This window comes from Streptococcus gingivalis (assembly GCF_035544715.1).
In the GTDB taxonomy this organism is placed as follows: Bacteria; Bacillota; Bacilli; order Lactobacillales; family Streptococcaceae; genus Streptococcus; species Streptococcus gingivalis.
The window spans coordinates 967,678-988,288 of the sequence record NZ_JAYKTO010000001.1 but is presented as its reverse complement, the minus strand read 5'-3'; the positions used below and the strand labels follow the sequence as shown (position 1 = coordinate 988,288).

Below are 20,611 nucleotides of genomic sequence, written 5' to 3'. Positions count from 1 at the left end.
TCCGATAGTGAATGTGATAGAATGTTTATGTTCGAGAAAGGAAGTAACAAGAATGTTTACAACTAATCTATTAACAGCCAACTGGTATGCCGACTTTTTAAAACACGTTCCAGATAGCAAGCTGTTTAGTTTGAGAGCTGTATTGGATGCATTCCCGGCTGTCATAGGGAAACTGCCTGTGACGATTTTACTAGCCCTGGGAGGCGCATTTGTTGGGATTATTTTTGCCATGATTTTTGCTCTGGTCAAAATTAATCGTGTACGAATCCTCTACCCGATTCAAGCTGTTTTTGTCAGCTTTTTGCGGGGGACTCCTTTGTTGGTTCAATTGATGTTGACCTATTATGGGATCCCTCTTATTTTAAAAGCGATCAATCAGTCTTATGGAACAGCTTTTAATATTAATGCCATTCCAGCTGAGCTATTTGCGATTGTGGCCCTTGCCTTTAATGAGGCAGCGTATGCGAGCGAGACCATCCGGGCAGCGATTTTATCGGTGGATCCTGGTGAGATAGAGGCAGCACGTAGTCTTGGAATGACCAACCGTCAAGTTTATCGCCGGATTATTATTCCCAATGCAGCAGTCGTTGCAACTCCAACCTTAATCAACTCTCTCATTGGTTTAACCAAGGGGACATCGCTAGCCTTTAGTGCCAGTGTGGTTGAAATTTTTGCCCAAGCACGGATTATTGGGGGGAGCGATTTGAAGTATTTTGAACGCTTTATCACGGTATCGATTGTTTACTGGATTGTGAATATCCTCATAGAAATGCTAGGCCGACACATTGAACGTCGACTGGATATTGAGACTCCCGTAGCAATTGATTTACCAGATCAGGAGGTCCGTATCTAATGATTTATATTTCAGAATTATCAAAGACATTTTCAGGTCAAAAGGTTTTAAATAATCTAAGTTTGGAAATTCAAAAAGGGGAAGTAGTAGCCTTGATTGGGTCTTCTGGAGCGGGTAAATCGACCTTTTTACGCAGTTTAAACTATTTGGAAGCACCAGACAGTGGTAGAATTAAGATTGATGATTTCGAAGTTGATTTTGAGCACATTACCCAAGATCAAATCTTAACTTTGCGGAGAAAGTTGGCCATGGTTTTCCAACAGTTTAATTTGTTTGGAAGGAAAACAGCTCTTGAAAATGTGAAAGAAGGGCTCATTGTTGTAAAGGGCTTATCCGATCAAGAAGCAACGAAAATTGCACGAGAAGAACTGGCCAAGGTTGGCTTATCGGATCGTGAAAATCACTATCCTCGTCACCTCTCAGGCGGACAAAAGCAACGCGTGGCTTTGGCTCGTGCCTTGGCCATGAAACCAGAAGTTCTTTTGCTGGATGAACCGACTTCAGCCTTGGATCCAGAATTGGTTGGAGAAGTTGAAAAATCCATTGCCAATGCCGCAAAAACGGGACAAACTATGGTACTGGTCAGCCATGATATGTCTTTTGTAGCGCAAGTGGCAGATAAGGTCTTATTTTTGGATAAAGGACGGATTATTGAAACTGGAACTCCAGAGGAAATCATGCAGCATCCAAAAGAAGAACGGACAAAAGAATTCTTTGCTAGTTACAAACGGACCTATGTTTGATATAATAGAAAAGAGGTAAGACTCAGCTGGCGATGCTAGCTGGGTTTGTTTTCTGAAAATGTAAAAATATTTGGAGTCGTGATGTTAAATAAATTATTGTCCTTATATTTACAAAGTTTAGTGACGACAACGATTTTAGTTGGGATCGCTTCTTGTATTTGGATTGGCTACCGTGCCCTTAAGAAGAAAGATAAAACAGCCAAGCAACGACAAGCGCATTTGTATGATATCCTCTTAATTGATATCATGACGATTCCTATTTTAACCTTTGCGGTCATAGGGATCTTGTTTATCTTTCAAGCACGATAATTGCAAAAATGCCGTGTTAGAATTATAATGATTACAACGAAACGGAAAAGAGGTTGACTATGTTTGATACAGTGATTATTGGAGCAGGTCCTGCAGGGATGACTGCGGCCCTTTATGCAGCACGAAGTAATTTAAAAGTCGCATTGATTGAGAGAGGGATTCCAGGCGGCCAAATGAACAATACGTCTGACATTGAAAACTATCCTGGCTATGCCAATATTAGTGGCCCGGAGTTGGCTGAAAAAATGTTTGAGCCCTTAGAAAATCTTGGTGTGGAACATTTGTTTGGTCAGGTAGAGCGCATCGAAGACCACGGAGTAACCAAAAAGATTGTCACAGATGACGGGGAATTTGAAGCTAAGACCCTTGTGATTGCAACAGGGTCTAACCACCGTTTATTAAATGTCCCTGGTGAAGAGGAGCTGAATAGTAGAGGGGTTTCCTACTGTGCTGTTTGTGATGGAGCTTTCTTTAGAGATGAGGATCTCTTGGTCGTTGGTGGTGGCGATTCTGCGGTAGAGGAAGCTGTCTTTTTGACGCAGTTTGCAAAAACAGTGACCATTGCTCATCGTCGTGATCAGTTGCGTGCCCAAAAAGTTCTTCAAGACCGTGCCTTTGCCAATGATAAAATTCACTTTGCTTGGAATACAGTTGTTGAAGAAATTAAGGGGGAACAAAAAGTAACGTCTGTCCTTTTAAAAGATGTGAAGACAGGAGAGGTTAGAGAGCAGGCCTTCGGTGGTGTCTTTATCTATGTCGGTTTAGATCCTGTCAGTGATTTTGCGACGGAACTTGGTATTTTAGATGAAAATGGCTGGGTGGTGACGGATGATCATATGAGGACCACAGTCCCAGGTATTTTTGCGGTTGGTGATGTTCGTCAAAAAGACCTACGTCAAGTGACGACAGCAGTCGGAGACGGTGCGATTGCTGGCCAAGAAGTTTATAAATATATCACAGAAAACTTTTAATCTTTTAAAAATCTGAGGTTTGTGTCTCAGATTTTTTTTGTGCTTTCCTTTCAGTATTCAATAGGGCTGAAATGTGCTATAATGGTACTAATTTTATGGTAGGAATTCATAGAACAAATCAAAAAAAAGAGGTATTCATATGTATCCAGATGACAGTTTAACCTTGCATACTGATTTATACCAAATCAACATGATGCAGGTCTATTTTGATCAAGGTATCCACAATAAACATGCTGTATTTGAAGTGTATTTTCGTCAACAGCCTTTTAAAAACGGCTATGCTGTATTTGCTGGCTTAGAGCGAATTGTGAAATATTTGGAAAACTTGAGTTTTTCTGAGAGCGATATTGCCTATTTAGAGTCACTTGGTTATCATGGAGCCTTCTTGGAATATCTCCGTGATCTTAAATTGGAACTGACAGTACGCTCGGCTCAAGAAGGTGACTTAGTTTTTGCCAATGAACCAATTGTCCAGGTCGAAGGTCCTCTGGCTCAGTGTCAATTGGTGGAAACAGCCCTCTTAAATATAGTCAACTTTCAAACCTTGATAGCCACAAAGGCTGCACGCATTCGTTCGGTCATTGAAGATGAGCCTTTGATGGAATTTGGGACACGTCGCGCGCAAGAAATGGATGCTGCGATTTGGGGAACTCGTGCGGCAGTCATCGGAGGTGCTAATGGGACTAGTAATGTTCGGGCAGGAAAACTCTTTGGAATCCCTGTTTTAGGAACCCATGCCCATTCTCTTGTACAGGTATATGGAAATGACTACCAAGCCTTTAAGGCCTATGCGGAAACCCATAAAGATTGTGTCTTCCTCGTCGATACCTATGATACCCTTCGTATTGGGGTACCAGCAGCTATTCAGGTAGCGCGTGAAATGGGAGAGAAGATCAATTTCTTAGGCGTTCGGATTGATTCAGGAGATATTGCCTATATTTCTAAAAAAGTTCGCCAGCAATTAGATGAGGCTGGGTTTACAAATGCTAAAATCTACGCTTCTAACGACTTGGATGAAAATACCATCCTCAACTTAAAAATGCAAAAAGCAAAAATTGATGTATGGGGTGTGGGAACCAAACTAATTACGGCTTACGATCAACCAGCACTTGGGGCGGTATACAAAATTGTTTCTGTTGAAAACGAAGCAGGAGAGATGATCAATACCATCAAGCTTTCTAATAATGCAGAGAAAGTTTCTACTCCAGGTAAAAAGCAAGTCTGGCGGATTACCAGTCGTGAAAAAGGTAAGTCAGAAGGGGACTACATTACTTATGATGGAGTAGATGTTTCTCAACTGACAGAACTTAAAATGTTCCATCCGACTTATACCTACATCAATAAAACGGTCCGAAACTTTGAGGCTATTCCTCTTTTAGTGGATATTTTTAAAGAGGGGCAATTGGTTTATCAACTACCACCATTATCAGAAATTCAAGAATATGCTCGTAAAATTTACGATCAATTGTGGGATGAATACAAGCGTGTCCTTAATCCACAGCATTACCCAGTTGACTTGGCAAAAGATATTTGGCAGGATAAGATGGATCTAATCGAGGAAATGCGTAACAAGGCCAATGGAGAAGGAGAAGCAAAATGAGTTTGCAAGAAGAGATTATCCAACAATTGGGTGTCAAGCCTAGCATTGATCCTCAGGAAGAGATTCGCCGCTCGGTTGATTTCTTAAAAAGATATCTAAAAAAACATCCCTTCTTGAAAACATTTGTATTAGGGATCTCAGGAGGACAAGATTCGACTCTTGCTGGACGATTAGCTCAATTAGCCATGGAAGAAATGCGCGCAGAAACAGGAGATGCCTCCTATCAATTTATTGCTGTTCGTCTTCCTTATGGGGTACAGGCAGATGAAGCAGATGCACAAAAAGCATTGGCCTTTATCCAGCCGGATGTTAGTCTGGTTGTGAATATCAAGGAGTTTGCTGACGAAATGGTACGAGCAGTAGAAGCGACTGGAACAGAAGTTTCTGATTTTAACAAAGGCAATATTAAGGCTCGCAGTCGCATGATTGCTCAGTATGCTCTAGCTGGAGCACGTAGCGGAGCGGTGATTGGGACGGATCATGCTGCAGAAAATATTACTGGTTTCTTCACAAAATTTGGAGATGGTGGTGCAGATATTTTACCCCTTTTCCGTTTGAACAAGCGCCAAGGAAAACAATTGCTTAAAGCCTTGGGAGCTGATCCTGCTCTCTATGAGAAAATCCCAACTGCAGATTTGGAAGAAGAAAAACCAGGAATAGCAGACGAAGTAGCGCTGGGTGTCACCTATAATGAAATCGATGATTACCTAGAAGGCAAACAAGTGAGCCCAGAAGCTCAAGCCACTATTGAAAAATGGTGGTACAAAGGCCAACACAAACGCCACCTGCCAATCACAGTATTTGATCATTTCTGGGAGTAAAAAGGTCCACTGGACCTTTTTAGCCCGAGTCTTAAAATAGGAAAACGAGACAGAAATCGGTAACTCGCAGAGTTCGATTTCGTAGTCTCACCATACAATATTGTGAAAAGCATCAAAAAGAAGGGCGATTTCATCCGTCCTTTTCTTCTAGATTAAAGTAACCAACTTGCAACGTTCAAGTTGCATGAAAAAATGAAGGGAGACAATCTATGAATCATCTTGGAAGTCTTGTCATAGAGACAGAGCATTTATACTTGAGGCCTTTCGTTTTGGAAGATGCACCAGCGATGTTTGAAAATTGGGCTTCGGATCCTGAAACCCTGAAATATGTCACTTGGGATGCCCATGCATCTACTGAGAGAACCAGAGAATCGATCAAAAGATGGATCGAACAGTATCGTAAACCAGATACTTATAAATGGGCGCTTTGTTTGAAAACATCACTGGATCAGGTAATTGGAGATATTAGTGTGGTTTCTCAAGACCAGGAAAGTCAATCATGCGAGCTAGGTTATATCCTTGGCAAGAAATTCTGGGGGCGGGGATTCATGACAGAAGCCGTCATAGCTGTTTTGGATTTCTTATTGAACAAAGTCGGATTTAAAGAAATCAAAGCCACTTATGTCAGTTTAAATCCTGCTTCAGGGAAAGTCATGGAAAAGGCAGGAATGCAGTATGTAGAAACCATCCCTCATGCCATTCAACGCAAAGGATATTGCGGGGATAAAATCATCTATTCTAAACAGAATCCCTCTCTATAGGGTGATTTTTACTTGAAGATTCTGCTCAAAGGATTATAATAGTAAATAATGAAAAAAGGAGATTGCTATGTCAGAATTAACGAAAGAATTTACAGACCAGCTCTATGCTAATTATGAAGCAAATGTGAAATATGCGGCTCTTGAAAATGCTGTTACCCACAATGGGATCCATGCATCGCTTGAAACGCGCAAGAGTGCAGTAGAAAATACACCAGTTTTTTCACTTGATTTGACCAAGGATAAGGTGACAAACCAAAAAGCATCTGGACGTTGTTGGATGTTTGCGGCTTTAAATACCTTCCGTCACAAGATGATTTCAAGCTTCCAATTGGAGGATTTTGAATTGTCTCAAGCACATACTTTCTTTTGGGATAAGTATGAAAAATCAAACTGGTTTTTGGAGCAAGTGATTGCTACAGCAGATCAAGAATTGACCAGCCGTAAGGTGGCTTTTCTCCTACAAACCCCACAACAAGATGGTGGTCAATGGGATATGGTGGTATCCCTCTTTGAGAAATACGGAGTGGTTCCAAAATCAGTTTATCCGGAATCGATTTCTTCAAGTAATAGCCGGGAATTGAACACCTACCTCAATAAACTCTTGCGTCAAGATGCGCAAATCTTGCGTGACTTGATTCACTCAGGCGCAGATAGTGAGGCAGTTGCGAGCAAGAAACAAGCGTTGTTGCAAGAAATCTTTAACTTCTTGGCTATGTCTTTAGGATTGCCTCCGCGTGAATTTGACTTTTCATACCGTGATAAGGACAACCAATTCCATACCGAAAGTGGCTTAACTCCACAAAGCTTCTACAAAAAATATGTAGACCTTCAATTAGACGATTACGTCTCCATTATCAATGCCCCAACTACAGATAAGCCATATGGAAAATCTTACACCGTAGATATGCTGGGCAATGTGGTTGGTAGCCGTCCAGTCCGCTACCTAAATGTTCCAATGGATCGATTGAAAGAATTAGCTATTGCTCAAATGAAAGCAGGAGAAACTGTCTGGTTTGGTTCAGATGTAGGCCAAGTCAGCAACCGTAAAGCCGGAATCCTGGCAACAGATGTCTACGATTTTGAAGCAGGCATGGACATTCATTTGACACAAGACAAGGCGGGTCGCTTGGACTATGCAGAAAGTCTCATGACACACGCTATGGTCTTGACAGGGGTTGATTTAGACGAAGCAGGTCAGCCTCGTAAATGGAAGGTTGAAAATTCATGGGGAGACAAGGTCGGTACAGATGGTTACTTTGTGGCTTCTGATGCTTGGATGGATGAATATACCTATCAAATCGTGGTTCGTAAAGAATTCCTAACAGCAGACGAATTAGCAGCCTATGAAGCAGAACCAATTGTCCTAGCACCGTGGGATCCAATGGGAGCTTTAGCAAAATAATGATATAGAAAAGAGCCGAAAGGCTCTTTTCAGATTGAAGACAAAATATCTTAAAAACTTTCCTTAGGTGAGTACGGACGTCAGCGAACTTCTTTAAAGTTCCATGACTAATTATTGAGTCTAAGGTCTCAATAATTCCGAGTGCCTGAAACAATAACGTTTCAAGCACTTTTCTCACAGCGGAAAGTTTCAGTATTTTCTTAAATCGATTTAAATATTGGAACTCAATTTTGTTTTTTGCAGAATCACTTAACTTATTTTGCTTTAAAATAGTTTGTCTACATTCTAATAAGAGCCGAAAGGCTCTTTTTTTTATATACTCAAAAATAAAAAAGCTGGGAAGTCTAACTAAATAAATCAGATTTTATTCGTTCTGGTTTTTTAACCATTGTTTTAAAAAAAGCCGGGCAAAAGCCCGACTTCTCCATTCTATTATTCGTTATGATTGTTAGAGTCTTGCGAAGAAGGCTCAGATGGTTTAGATTGATTTTCTTCGTTCGAAGAGCTAGACGATGGTTCTTCATACGAATACTGATCAGTGGAATAACTTGGCTCATAGTAGTAGTTATTGTAGTTGTTCTTACCATTGTTTAAGTAGAGATAAGAACCACTTCGATACAGTCCACTTGGTTGCGTCCAATCCGTATGACCAGAGTTATTATTATTAGCAAGATAGAGCATCATTTGACGGTAGACATCCGTTGCGACCTGTATTCCATTATCCAATACTGGTGTAAAGCGATTGGAATAACCTGTCCATACTGCCATGGCATATTCAGGAGTGTAGCCTACAAACAATTCATCCGGTGTTACAATATTTGAATAAGCATTTTTTGTCAATTTACCGATTTCGTTATCAGCATAGTTTGATGTACCTGTCTTACCAGCTTGGTAGATTCCCGAAATGGCAGCATTTGTACCGGTACCAGACAAGAGAACTGTCTTCATCATATCTGTCATCATGTAGGCAGTTGTTGCTTTCATTGCACGAGTTCCTTCGGACTCAAATTCCTTGGTTGTGCCATCACTAAAGACAACCCGACTAACATAGGATGGTTTGTAATAGGTACCGCCATTGGCAAAAGCAGCATAGGCAGCTGCCATTTTCTCACTGCTGGCTCCGTATTTGTTGCTAGAATCGCTAGTGTTACTCGAGATAGCGTTGGCGTAAACCATTTCTGGGTAATCGATCCCTAATCCATTGAGGAATTTCTTAGCTTGTTTAAGACCAACTTTTTCCAGGGCCTTCACCGCAGGCACGTTACGAGATTGTTGAATTGCGTAGGTAATGGACATGCTACCATAGTATGAACGGTCCCAGTTGTAGACAGGCGTTGATGAATGAGGGAAGTTGTATGGCGCATCTGTTGTAGTAGCTGCTGTAGAGGTATATTCCTCATGTTCAAGAGCTGGTGCGTAATCTGTGATTGGTTTCATTGTTGAACCCCAGTCACGGTTCGTTTCAACCGCTTGGTTTGTACCAAAGGAAACATTGCTGGATTGGTGACGAGAACCCAGCTGAGCAATGACTTTACCAGTATTGACATCAATAACGGTAGAAGCTACTTGCATTTCATCATCCGGGTAATTGACATATTCATCTGTATTGTAGATATCCCATAGTTTCTTTTGAGCTTCTGTATCCACGTTTGTATAGACATCCATTCCGGTTGTCAACAAATTGTAGCCCGTTTCTTCTTCGACTTGCTCGATCACTTCTTTTAGGTAATTATCCATATAGGCTGGGTAACTGCTTGAAGAACTGAGACTTTGCAGACCATCTGTAACAGGTGTATTGACCGCTGCTTCGTATTGTTTGTTAGAAATGGTCTTCATATCGAGCATTTCTTTTAATACTAAGTTTCGGCGCTGTTGCGCTGCTTCAGGATGGGAGTATGGATCGTATTGGTTTGGTGCTTGGGGCATCCCCGCAAGGAGTGCCAATTGAGGGAGCGAAAGATCTTTTAGATCTTTTCCGTAATAACTTTTCGCAGCTGTCTGCATTCCGTAGTTCCCATTCGCCATAAATACTTTATTGACGTAATAGGTCAAGATTTCTTGTTTGGTTGCTTTCTTTTCTAGTTGGGTTGCTAACCAAGCTTCTTGGATCTTACGAGAGAGGGTACGGTCAGAGGCTGAAGTGGAGAAATAGGTTAACTTGATCAATTGTTGCGTCAAGGTTGACCCACCTTGACTTCCTCCTCGTAAGTTGTGAAGGAAGGAACCGCCGATCCGAATGATGTCGACCCCACGGTGATTGAAGAAACGGTGGTCTTCAATCGCTACGATAGCATTGACCAAATCAGTAGGGATTTCATTGGCTGTGACATTGATTCGTTTCTCAGCTCCCAAATCCGCGATCAAGTTATTTTGGTTGTCATAGATCTTACTAGATGTTGTTGCAACCAAATCTTTTTCAGACAAGGTTGGTGCTTTCATAGCATAGTAACTAAATATCAGTCCACCGAGGACAAATAAAAGTAAGAAAAATGAAATGGCTGCGATGGCAACATATTTCAACCATTGAATGACTGTTTGTTTATTCATTTAAATACCGCCTAGAAGTTTCTGTTCGATAATATCAAGATAAGGAACGCTTGGAAGACGATTCTTATCTACTAGAAAGCCGTGCTCCTGAATATAGGAGAGGGGCATGGATTTACTACCATGATCGATGTTGTAATAGTGAATTAATGCAGGAGCAGGAAGTAAGTAGGTTTCACTCAACTTTGCAAAATGCAAGAGAACGAAACAGATACCGCCTTGCTGGACAACCGCCTCCATATGATCGATCTGATGTTGATGAAAATTTTTCATCGGCATGGATTGCTTTTGCTGTGTTTCCTTAGCTTCAAAATCGATATAGCGTCCCTTGTATACTCCAGAATAGTCCGTCGTTGAGGCTTGCCTGAAATAGGCTTCAACAATCTTTGCCCGACTGCGACGTGGATAATCCACTTTCACGATTTGAATTGGTGTTGGTTTTTTATGGATGACTGCTAGACCTCGAGAAAGATAGTATTGATTACTTTCATTGATCATTTTTTCAAATGTCATCCCACGATTCGCAAAGTCGACTGGATATTTCCTTTGTGTAGAGACCAAGGTTTTTTTGGCTACTTTATGTGGATAGTTGACCATAGTTCTCCTTATTGGTACAATTACATCACTCTATTATATCATAAATTAGAATAATGAGGAAAAAATGAATACCATACTTGTTGCAGGTTATAAGAGTTTTGATGTGGGCGTCTTTTCCAATAAAGATCCTCGACTGACCATTATCAAAAAAGCCATTGAAAGAGATCTTCGTCGTTTATTTGAAGAAGGAGTGAAATGGCTAGTTTTTTCTGGTAATTTGGGATTTGAGGCTTGGGTACTAGAGGTCGCCTTTGCATTAAAAAAAGATTACGATTTTCAAATGGCGACAATCTTCCTATTTGAGAATGTTGGCGAAAATTGGAATGAAAGCAATCAGGAATTATTAGCACGCTTCAAACAGGTGGATTTCGTGAAATATGCCTATCCCCACTATAGCAATCCGGGTCAACTAAAAGAATACAATCAGTTTTTGATAGATAACGCGGATGGAGCTTATGTTTTTTATGATCCAGAAAATGAAACCAATTTAAAATATCTTTACAAAATGATGGTAGAAAAAGAACCATTTTATGTCAAACAATTAAGTTTTGATGACTTAAATGAACTTGCTGAAAATTTTTACGAAAACTAAGTGTTATACCTTGATTTTTCTTACCATTTTTTTATATAATTGAGATGATGAACTAGATTGGAGAGAGTAATGGCGAGTATTATTTTTACTGCGAAAGATATTTTTGATCAAGATTTCAAACGAGAAGTTCGTGGTTATAATAAAGATGAAGTAAATGAATTTTTGGATGATGTCATAAAAGACTATGAAACCTATGCTGCTTTGGTGAAGGAATTGCGTGAAGAAAACGCCCGCCTTCGTGAAGAACTTGCCCAAAAAGCACAGGAAACACCACAAACATCTCCGATTGCTAGCACTGCTACGCAAGAATTCCCGCAAGTGACAACAGCGACGAACTTTGATATCCTCAAGCGTCTCAATCGTTTGGAAAAAGAAGTTTTTGGGAAACAGATCGTAGATCGCGATTATTAATCCCATAGATCGTGCAATTTTTGGATAATCGCGTGAGAGAATCCTCTCATGAGGAAAGTCCATGCTAGCACAGGCTGTGATGCCTGTAGTGTTTGTGCTAGGTGAATCCATAAGCCTAGGGACTTGGTATTCAAGTTACGGCGAGTGAAGGAGCTAAGTCTAAGGATAAGCTCTAGTAACTCTGAAAGTGCCACAGTGACGTAGTTTTTAGGGAAACCTAAAAAGTGGAACGAGGTAAACCCCTCAAGCTAGCAACCCAAACTTTGGTCGGGGCATGGAATGCGTGGAAACGAACATAGCATTCTGACTGGAAACAGTAGACAGATGATTATCGAAGGAAATGGTACCTAGTCATTTCTGGAACAAAACATGGCTTATAGAAAATTGCATATAGGTTGATGAGGTGGAGAGAGATCTCAACCTCCTTTTTTAAAGTGATAGGAATAAGATGAAAAAACAATTTGAATTGATTGCAACGGTCGCTGCTGGCTTAGAGGCTGTTGTTGGTCGAGAACTACGCGATCTCGGTTACGATTGCCAGGTTGAAAATGGACGGGTTCGATTTCAAGGAGACCGTCGAGCAATCATAGAAACCAACCTCTGGTTGCGCGCGGCTGATCGTGTGAAAATTGTGGTTGGGACTTTTCCAGCCAAAACCTTCGAAGAACTCTTTCAAGGTGTCTTTGCTTTGGATTGGGAAAACTATTTGCCTTTAGGAGCACGTTTTCCTATTTCTAAGGCTAAATGTGTCAAATCAAAGCTTCATAATGAACCTAGCGTTCAGGCTATTTCGAAAAAAGCAGTGGTTAAAAAGTTACAAAAACACTATGCCCGACCAGAAGGTGTTCCTCTCATGGAAAATGGGGCAGAGTTTAAGATCGAAGTATCAATCCTTAAAGACCAAGCCACCGTCTTGATTGACACCACTGGTAGTAGCCTCTTCAAACGTGGTTATCGGACTGAAAAAGGGGGAGCCCCTATTAAGGAAAATATGGCAGCGGCAATTCTTATGCTGTCAAACTGGTATCCAGATAAACCCTTGATTGACCCGACATGTGGTTCTGGAACGTTTTGTATTGAGGCGGCGATGATTGCGAGAAATATGGCACCTGGTTTACGTCGGACCTTTTCTTTTGAAGAATGGAACTGGATGGATGATCGCTTGATTCATGAAGTCCGTCAAGAAGCAAGCAGAAAAATCAATCGCGAGATCGAATTGGATATTATGGGAACTGATATCGATGCACGGATGGTTGAGATTGCCAAAGAAAATGCCCATAAAGCGGGCGTTAGCAGTGACATTACTTTTAAACAAATGCGAGTCCAAGATCTTCACTCAGATAAGATCAACGGGGTGATTATCTCCAACCCTCCATATGGAGAACGCTTATCCGATGATGAGGGTGTGACGAAATTGTATACTGAAATGGGGCACGTATTTGCACCTCTCAAAACCTGGAGTAAATTTATCCTAACCAGTGATGAAGGTTTTGAATCTAAATTCGGTAGTAAAGCAGATAAAAAACGAAAACTTTATAACGGAACCCTAAAAGTTGATCTTTACCAATATTTTGGGGAACGAGTAAAACGGCAGATTAAGGCATAGAAAGGATTTTTATGACAGAGAAGGATAAAAAGCCATTAGAGCAAGAAACAGAATCAATTTTAGAGTTTGAAGATGCTAAAGAGATGACGATTGGGCAGGCCAATCGAAAGGCAGAAGAAATCGAAGCAGGTGTAACGGAAGGTGATAATGTCTTAGACAAATACATCAAACAACACCGAGCTGAAATTGAAGCTGAAAAATACGATACAAAAATTTTGGCCAAAGAAGAATTGGCTAAAGCTGAAGAGTTGGCAGCTACAGAAACAGTTGCTGAAGTAGCTGAAGCAGTGGATGCACCGGAAGTAACGGAAACGGTCTTGGAACAAAGACCTGAAATGGATGCTATCTCAACAGAATTACCAGCTAAGATTAAATTTGGCCCCACACCAACTGAACCAATTGTAGAAGCTGAGGAACTTCCTGAGGAAACACCAAGCAATGCGGGTAAACGAATCAAAGCGATTCTATACTCTGCATTAGGTCTTGCGATTGTCGGTTCGGCCATTTTTGTGACCTATAACTGGATGCACAGTCGTGGAAAATCTGGTGGTACCACAGTTGTATCGTCTTCATCTAGCAAGTCATCTTCTACTTCTAAATCAAGTAGCAGTGAAACACAAGCTCAAAAACTAGAAGAGTTTACCAAAGCCTACGATGCCTTTTTTGTAGATGAATCAAAAAGTGCTCTTAAAAATGATAAATTCGGAGACTTGGAAAATCTGAAGAAACTGCTGGACAAATTAGAAGGAAGCAGTGATTATAATGCGGCTAAAACAAAATATGAAGACCTTGTGAAGCAAGTTTCTGCTATTCAAAAAGTGAATTCTCAATTTAGTTCTCCAGTCATCAAAGATGGAGTTCTTGATGCAACTGCCAAAGCGAAAAGTGATGCGACCTTTGCAGAAACAAAGACAGGCAATGAAAAATTAGATAGCTTATTGAATGAAGCGGTTTCGCAAGGACGTTCACAACAAGTTGCGACACCGGCACCAGTAACTGGAACAGGAGGTACAGATACTTCTAATGCAACTCCAGCCCCGGCTCAAGTAGCAACGCCTACGGCCCCAGCCGTCAATGCTGCTACAGGTGGTGCAGGAACGGCAAGTCCAGGTTATTCAGGGTACGGTCTTCCAAGCGATGGTGTCCCACTTCAGCGGAACTTGAGTCGTGTGCCATATAACCAAGCAGCTATCAATGATGTCAATAACCCAGCTTGGGTATTTGGTGATGGGATCCTTGAAAAAGTATTGAATATTGCTCGTAAACGTGGACATATCACTGGCAATCAATACATTTTAGAGCGTGTCAATATCATTAACGGTAATGGCTATTACAACCTCTTCAAACCAGATGGAACCTATCTCTTTAGTATCAATGCCAAAACGGGTTATTTCGTAGGAAACGGAAAAGGTCATTCAGATGCTCTGGATTATTAATGCTTGATCAGACATACCATTTCTGGGAAAAAATGACAATAAAAAAGGATGAACCAGAGGTTCATCCTTTTTTTAGTCTTAAACAAGATGACGTTCAAACGGATCGTCAGAAATTCCTTGGTCTAGAATCAAGCGACACCATTCTTTGGCTGAGAAGAGGCTGTGGTCCTTGTAATTTCCACAAGACTCAATGGTTGTGCCTGGGACATCCTCCCAAGTGCTGACTGATGAAATTTCTTCTAAAGATTCTTTAATCACTTTAGCAATTTCCGTACTCGAATGCTGTCCCCACATGATCATATGAAAACCGGTGCGACATCCAAATGGGGAACAATCAATCATACCATCGATGCGTTTGCGAATAAGCATCGCAAGAAGGTGCTCGATCGTGTGGAGCCCTGCAGTTGGAATCGCATTTTCATTGGGTTGCACCAGACGAATATCGAAGTTAGAGATGATGTCTCCTTTGGGTCCAGTTTCTTCCCCAATCAAGCGTACATAGGGAGCCTTCACCGCCGTGTGGTCCAATTCAAAACTTTCAACAATTACTTCTTTTGTCATACTCAAATCCTTCTTTGTTTTTCTTGATTATAGCATAAAAAAGCAGATTCAACAAAGTGGAAATAAATGAATTCCTCACAGATGTTCCATGAAAGAAAAGACGATAAAAGAATAAGCGTTAAGCAAAAATATAAAAGGTTTTTCCTGTTTTTTTAGATTGTTAATTTTAGTAATTTATGGTAAAATGTAAAAGAATTTTTAATTCAACTAATTAAATAGATTTGGGGTAAAAGCATGAATTTTGTTATTACAGGTGTTTTTGCCGCGGTCATTGGTTTAGTCATTGGATATGTGGGAACTGCTCTTAAAATGAAAGCTTCAAAAGAGGCTGCGGAACTCACCCTTTTGAATGCTGAACAAGAAGCAACGAATTTACGTGGACAGGCTGAACGCGAAGCCGATTTGATTTTAAAAGAGGCGAAGCATGAGTCAAGTTCACTTAAAAAAGAAGCACTTTTGGAGGCAAAGGAAGAAGCCAGAAAATATCGTGAAGAGGTCGATGCTGAGTTTAAGTCAGAACGACAAGAATTGAAGCAATTAGAAAGCCGTTTGGCAGAACGTGCTAGCAATCTTGATCGCAAAGACGACATTTTAACAAGCAAAGAACAGTCTCTTGAACACAAAGAGCAAAGTCTTACAGATAGAACTAAACACATTGATGCGCGTGAACAACAGCTGGAAGAGCTTGAACACAAGAAAGTAGAAGAACTGGAACGTGTCGCTGCTCTAAGTCAAGGAGAAGCGCGTGACATTATTTTGAGTCAGACGGAAGAGCAACTTTCAAAAGAAATTGCCTCACGGATTCGTGATGCTGAATTGGAAGTGAAAGAACGTTCTGATAAAATCGCAAAAGACATTCTCGTGCAAGCTATGCAGCGAATGGCGGGTGATTTTGTTGCTGAGCAAACAAACTCAACCGTTCATTTGCCAGACGATAGTATGAAGGGTCGGATTATTGGTCGTGAAGGTCGCAACATTCGTACCTTTGAGAGCTTGACAGGTGTCGATGTGATTATTGATGATACGCCTGAAGTGGTGACCTTGTCAGGGTTTGATCCGATTCGTCGTGAAATTGCCCGCATGACAATGGAGAGCCTTCTCAAAGATGGTCGGATCCATCCAGCCCGTATCGAAGAGCTGGTTGAGAAGAACCGTCAGGAAATTGACAATCGTATTCGTGAATACGGTGAGGCGGCTGCCTATGAAATTGGTGCGCCAAACCTCCATCCAGATTTGATGAAAATCATGGGACGGTTGCAATTCCGTACTTCTTATGGTCAAAACGTTTTGCGTCACTCCATTGAAGTTGCCAAACTTTCTGGTATTATTGCTAGCGAGTTGGGTGAAAATGCTACCTTGGCACGACGTGCAGGATTCTTACATGATATCGGAAAAGCGATTGACCGTGAAGTGGAAGGAAGTCACGTCGAGATTGGAACTGAATTGGCACGGAAGTACAAGGAACATCCAGTGGTTGTCAATACTATTGCCAGCCACCATGGTGACGTGGAACCAGAAAGTGTCATCGCAGTCATTGTCGCTGCAGCTGATGCCTTGAGTGCAGCTCGACCTGGAGCACGAAGTGAGTCACTTGAAAGCTACATCAAACGCTTGCAAGATCTTGAAGAAATTGCAAATAGTTTTGAAGGAGTTAAGACAAGTTTCGCCCTTCAAGCGGGTCGTGAAATCCGTATTATGGTTAGCCCTGAGGCAATCAAGGATGATAAAGTGACGATCTTGGCTCATGATATTCGTGAGAAGATCGAGTCTAATCTTGAGTATCCTGGAAACATTAAGGTTACCGTGATTCGAGAATTGCGTGCAGTCGATTACGCAAAATAAACAAAAAGCTTGAGATCTAGCATCTCAAGCTTTTTGAATGAAAAAATCAGTTGAAAATTAGGCCGATTTTTGTTACACTAGATAGAAAGACATTGAAGGAGAAATCATGGCGGATCGTGGCTTATTAATCGTATTTTCTGGCCCTTCGGGGGTTGGAAAAGGAACGGTCAGACGAGAAATTTTTGAAAATTCGGACAATCAGTTTCAGTATTCTGTATCGATGACGACGCGTGCACAACGTCCAGGTGAAGTGGATGGTGTCGACTATTTTTTCCGTACACGTGAAGAATTTGAAGATTTGATCCTTCAAGGGCAAATGTTGGAGTACGCTGAGTACGTTGGAAATTACTATGGGACTCCTTTAACCTATGTGAATGAAACCTTGGACAAGGGAATCGATGTATTCCTTGAAATTGAAGTTCAGGGTGCCCTTCAAGTAAAGAAGAAAGTTCCAGATGCAGTTTTTATTTTCTTAACTCCGCCTGATTTGGATGAATTGCAAGATCGATTAGTGGGTCGCGGGACAGATAGTGCAGAAGTTATTGCGCAACGGATTGAAAAAGCAAAAGAAGAAATCGCCATGATGCGTGAATATGACTACGCCATTGTGAACGACGAGGTTCCTCTTGCTGCTGAGCGTGTCAAACGTGTGATCGAAGCAGAGCATTTCCGTGTAGACCGTGTCATTGGCCATTATCTGGATATGTTACCAAAAACACAAACTATTGTGAAGAGATAAATAATTAGAAATTAGGTATAGGAATATGATGTTAAAACCTTCTATTGATACATTGCTTGACAAAGTACCATCAAAATATTCATTGGTCATTCTTGAGGCAAAACGGGCCCACGAATTGGAAAGTGGTGCAGTACCAACTCAAGAATTCCAATCAGTTAAATCAACATTACAAGCGCTTGAAGAAATCGAGTCTGGAAACGTAGTTGTTCACCCGGATCCAGAAGCAAAACGTGAAGCGCTTCGTCGTCGGATTGAAGCAGAGCGGATTCGCAAAGAAGAAGAAGAGCGCAAAATTAAGGAACAAATTGCCAAAGAAAAAGAAGATGGTGAAAAAATTTAAGGTTGGGGCTTCTCAATCTTATTTTTTGCTATTTAAAGGGTTCCGTGATAAAGTAAAGCTCATATGATAGAGGCTGGAGGTGAAAAAGTGATAGCAAAAGTCATCGTAGATGTCCCATTGATGCAGACAGATAAACCCTATTCTTATCAGATCCCATCAGAATTTGAGGATATGGTGGAGGCAGGTATGCGAGTTCATGTCCCCTTTGGTAAAGGGAATCGCCTCATTCAAGGGATTGTGGTAGATGTTTTAGAAGAGGCAGACACAAGCGAGGAATTGAAAGCGATTGTGGAGATCTTGGATTACACTCCGGTCTTAAATCAAGAGCAGTTTTGGTTGGCGGATCAATTACGAAAAAGTGTTTTTTCTTATAAGATCACGATTTTAAAAACCATGCTTCCTTCTCTCCTCAATTCGAGTTATGATAAGATTTTGTATCCTCAACCTTCTTTAGATCCCACTCTCAAAATAAAACTTTTTGGTGCAAAAAATGAAGTTTCTTTTTCTTCTCTAGATGCAGCCGATCAAGCCCAAGTGATGCGGTTGGTCAGAAAAGGAGATTTGGTACTTGAATACAAGGCCAAGGATAAGAAACAAATTAAAACAGAAAAATGGTATCGCGTTAACCAGGAAGGATTAAAAGAACTTCAACCATCAGCGAGAGCTAAAAAAAGGCTAGCATTGAAAGAGCGCCTGTTACTAGAGCAAGGGGAGCAACCCTTAGCAGGATTGTATCAGGATTTTTCACGAGAAGTAGTGGCTTATTTTATTGATCAGGGTGTTTTAGAAATTACAGAACGAGAAGTGAATCGGGCGGCTGCATATTATGAAGGAAAAGAACAGACCCAGGCCCTGCTTTTAAATTCAGAGCAAGCAAAAGCTGTCGAAACAGTAGTTTCTCAAATTGGGAAAATATCAAAGCCTTTTTTATTAGAAGGTGTGACTGGAAGCGGGAAAACAGAAGTTTATCTGCAGATTATTCAGGAAGTTCTAAATAAGGGGAAAACGGCTATTATGTTGGTCCCTGAGATTTCCCTGACGCCACAGATGACGGATCGTTTTATCTCGCGTTTTGGCCAGGAAGTAGCCATTCTGCACTCGGGTTTATCAAACGGTGAGAAGTATGATCAATGGCGGAAAGTTGAACGTGGGGAGGCTAAGGTAGTCGTTGGAGCGCGCTCAGCCATCTTTGCCCCTTTAAAAAACATCGGAGCCATCATCATTGATGAAGAGCACGAGGCTTCCTACAAACAAGATAGTAACCCACGCTACCACGCAAGGGAAGTCGCGGTCTTAAGAGCTCAGTACAATCAAGCAGTTTTGCTTCTTGGATCTGCTACACCAAGTTTAGAATCGCGGGCTCGTGCAACAAAAGGGGTTTATGAATTAATTCGTCTCACCCAACGGGCCAATCCGGCAGCCAAAATTCCAGAAGTTAAAGTCGTTGATTTTCGTGATTATATTGGTCAAAATGAAGCTGGTAACTTCACTCCGGTTCTAGTGGAAGCTATTGCTGATCGCTTGCAGAAAAAAGAGCAGGTTGTCTTGATGTTGAACCGCCGTGGTTATTCCAGCTTTGTCATGTGTCGCGAGTGTGGAACTGTAGATACTTGTCCCAATTGTGATATCTCACTGACCCTCCACATGGATACTAAAACCATGAACTGTCATTATTGTGGCTATAGCAAAGCGATTCCTCGACACTGTCCAAATTGCCAAAGTCCTTCCATTCGTTATTACGGGACAGGAACGCAAAAAGCCTATAATGAATTACAAGAGATCTTTCCTGAAGCTAAAATTCTGCGCATGGATGTGGATACCACTCGAAAAAAAGGGAGCCACGCAGCGATATTAGATGCTTTCGGGAATGGAGAAGCGGATATTTTGTTAGGGACGCAAATGATTGCGAAGGGGTTGGATTTTCCAAATGTGACGTTAGTGGGTGTCTTGAATGCGGATACTTCTTTAAATTTACCGGATTATCGATCCTCTGAGAGAACCTTTCAACTCTTGACTCAGGTGGCAGGAAGGGCCGGACGAGCAGAGAAAGAAGGAGAGGTTATCATTCAAAGCTACAACCCCAATCATTATGCGATTCGATTTGCCAAAGACCAAGATTATGAAGGCTTTTTTGCCTATGAAATGCAGATTCGCCGGCAGTTAGGCTATACACCTTATTACTTCACAGTTGGGTTAACCCTATCCCATAAGAGTGAGGAAATGGTGATGGAGAAGTCACATCAGGTCATGGAAATTCTCCGATCTGGCTTATCTGATCAGGTCCAAATCTTAGGACCAACACCTAAACCAATTGCACGCACACATAATTTGTATCATTATCAAATCATTGTGAAATATCGTTTTGAAGAAGGCATGACACAGGTCTTGAATCAAATCTTAGAATTTACACAAGAAAGAGGCAACCAAGATTTACGTGTCAGTATTGATAATGAACCTCAAAGTTTTATGTAAGGAAGAAAGAA

19 protein-coding genes and 1 other RNA gene are annotated in these 20,611 nt (G+C 41.2%); 17 read left to right on the top strand and 3 right to left on the bottom strand.

Annotated features, from left to right (window positions below; all coding sequences use genetic code 11):
• Positions 1-52: 52 nt before the first annotated feature.
• From SM122_RS04895 to pepC, 8 genes are all read left to right on the top strand, one after another.
• Positions 53-853 (top strand): amino acid ABC transporter permease, encoded by an 801-nt coding sequence (locus SM122_RS04895; protein WP_023920283.1) that lies wholly within the window; start codon positions 53-55, stop codon positions 851-853.
• Positions 853-1,596 carry an amino acid ABC transporter ATP-binding protein gene (locus SM122_RS04890; RefSeq protein ID WP_155170500.1) on the top strand — a complete coding sequence of 248 codons (744 nt, stop codon included), beginning with the start codon at positions 853-855 and terminating at the stop codon, positions 1,594-1,596. The genes SM122_RS04895 and SM122_RS04890 overlap by 1 nt, the downstream gene beginning before the upstream one ends.
• Positions 1,597-1,677: 81 nt before the next feature.
• Positions 1,678-1,905 (top strand): DUF4059 family protein, encoded by a 228-nt coding sequence (locus tag SM122_RS04885; protein WP_003003995.1) that lies wholly within the window; start codon positions 1,678-1,680, stop codon positions 1,903-1,905.
• Positions 1,906-1,964: 59 nt separating this feature from the next.
• On the top strand, positions 1,965-2,876 hold the full coding sequence (gene trxB, locus SM122_RS04880; RefSeq protein WP_155170498.1) for a thioredoxin-disulfide reductase: 912 nt from the start codon (positions 1,965-1,967) through the stop codon (positions 2,874-2,876).
• A 139-nt stretch (positions 2,877-3,015) separates the two neighbouring features.
• Positions 3,016-4,476, top strand: coding sequence for a nicotinate phosphoribosyltransferase (locus SM122_RS04875; RefSeq protein ID WP_324737845.1), 1,461 nt, complete (start codon positions 3,016-3,018; stop codon positions 4,474-4,476).
• Positions 4,473-5,297, top strand: coding sequence for an ammonia-dependent NAD(+) synthetase (gene nadE, locus SM122_RS04870; RefSeq protein WP_155170496.1), 825 nt, complete (start codon positions 4,473-4,475; stop codon positions 5,295-5,297). Before SM122_RS04875 ends, nadE begins: the two co-directional genes overlap by 4 nt.
• 209 nt (positions 5,298-5,506) lie before the next feature.
• Entirely contained in the window at positions 5,507-6,058 is a 552-nt protein-coding gene (locus SM122_RS04865; RefSeq protein ID WP_031575284.1) for a GNAT family N-acetyltransferase, read from the top strand.
• 67 nt (positions 6,059-6,125) lie between these two features.
• Positions 6,126-7,460 (top strand): aminopeptidase C, encoded by a 1,335-nt coding sequence (gene pepC, locus SM122_RS04860; protein WP_009732326.1) that lies wholly within the window; start codon positions 6,126-6,128, stop codon positions 7,458-7,460.
• Between the two features lie 432 nt (positions 7,461-7,892).
• On the opposite strand, the gene pbp1a is transcribed toward pepC, so the two are convergent.
• Complete coding sequence (gene pbp1a / locus SM122_RS04855) at positions 7,893-10,007, bottom strand: penicillin-binding protein PBP1A (RefSeq protein ID WP_021154545.1); 2,115 nt, start codon at positions 10,005-10,007, stop codon at positions 7,893-7,895.
• Positions 10,008-10,601 carry a Holliday junction resolvase RecU gene (recU, locus tag SM122_RS04850; RefSeq protein ID WP_195529697.1) on the bottom strand — a complete coding sequence of 198 codons (594 nt, stop codon included), beginning with the start codon at positions 10,599-10,601 and terminating at the stop codon, positions 10,008-10,010. It abuts the gene before it with no gap.
• A 64-nt stretch (positions 10,602-10,665) separates the two neighbouring features.
• Here recU and SM122_RS04845 point away from each other — a divergent pair, with 64 nt between their 5' ends.
• The 5 genes from SM122_RS04845 (at position 10,666) to SM122_RS04825 (ending at position 14,646) form a co-directional block, all read left to right on the top strand.
• Positions 10,666-11,193, top strand: a complete 528-nt coding sequence (locus tag SM122_RS04845; RefSeq protein ID WP_023920293.1) for a DUF1273 domain-containing protein — start codon at positions 10,666-10,668, stop codon at positions 11,191-11,193.
• Between the two features lie 69 nt (positions 11,194-11,262).
• On the top strand, positions 11,263-11,604 hold the full coding sequence (gpsB, locus tag SM122_RS04840; protein ID WP_003010351.1) for a cell division regulator GpsB: 342 nt from the start codon (positions 11,263-11,265) through the stop codon (positions 11,602-11,604).
• 16 nt (positions 11,605-11,620) lie between these two features.
• Positions 11,621-11,986: RNase P RNA component class B (rnpB, locus tag SM122_RS04835), an RNA gene on the top strand.
• A 66-nt stretch (positions 11,987-12,052) separates the two neighbouring features.
• Positions 12,053-13,210: a THUMP domain-containing class I SAM-dependent RNA methyltransferase gene (locus SM122_RS04830; protein ID WP_195529696.1), complete on the top strand. Its 1,158-nt coding sequence runs from the start codon at positions 12,053-12,055 to the stop codon at positions 13,208-13,210.
• 11 nt (positions 13,211-13,221) lie between these two features.
• The gene (locus SM122_RS04825) at positions 13,222-14,646 is read left to right on the top strand and encodes a cell division site-positioning protein MapZ family protein (RefSeq protein ID WP_195529695.1); all 1,425 of its coding nucleotides are present in this window, start codon (positions 13,222-13,224) and stop codon (positions 14,644-14,646) included.
• 78 nt (positions 14,647-14,724) lie between these two features.
• Here SM122_RS04825 and SM122_RS04820 read toward each other — a convergent pair whose 3' ends face one another.
• Positions 14,725-15,207: an S-ribosylhomocysteine lyase gene (locus SM122_RS04820; protein ID WP_061455957.1), complete on the bottom strand. Its 483-nt coding sequence runs from the start codon at positions 15,205-15,207 to the stop codon at positions 14,725-14,727.
• A gap of 234 nt (positions 15,208-15,441) precedes the next feature.
• Between SM122_RS04820 and SM122_RS04815 the strand changes: the two genes are divergently transcribed.
• The 4 genes from SM122_RS04815 to SM122_RS04800 all read left to right on the top strand — a co-directional run bounded on the left by SM122_RS04815 (position 15,442) and on the right by SM122_RS04800 (position 20,600).
• Positions 15,442-17,049 (top strand): ribonuclease Y, encoded by a 1,608-nt coding sequence (locus SM122_RS04815; protein WP_049492366.1) that lies wholly within the window; start codon positions 15,442-15,444, stop codon positions 17,047-17,049.
• A 106-nt stretch (positions 17,050-17,155) separates the two neighbouring features.
• A complete protein-coding gene (gene gmk, locus SM122_RS04810) occupies positions 17,156-17,788 on the top strand; it encodes a guanylate kinase (RefSeq protein ID WP_049486051.1) in 633 nt (210 codons plus the stop codon).
• Between the two features lie 25 nt (positions 17,789-17,813).
• On the top strand, positions 17,814-18,128 hold the full coding sequence (rpoZ, locus tag SM122_RS04805; RefSeq protein ID WP_003010339.1) for a DNA-directed RNA polymerase subunit omega: 315 nt from the start codon (positions 17,814-17,816) through the stop codon (positions 18,126-18,128).
• A 63-nt stretch (positions 18,129-18,191) separates the two neighbouring features.
• Complete coding sequence (locus SM122_RS04800) at positions 18,192-20,600, top strand: primosomal protein N' (RefSeq protein WP_049486052.1); 2,409 nt, start codon at positions 18,192-18,194, stop codon at positions 20,598-20,600.
• Positions 20,601-20,611 lie beyond the last annotated feature (11 nt).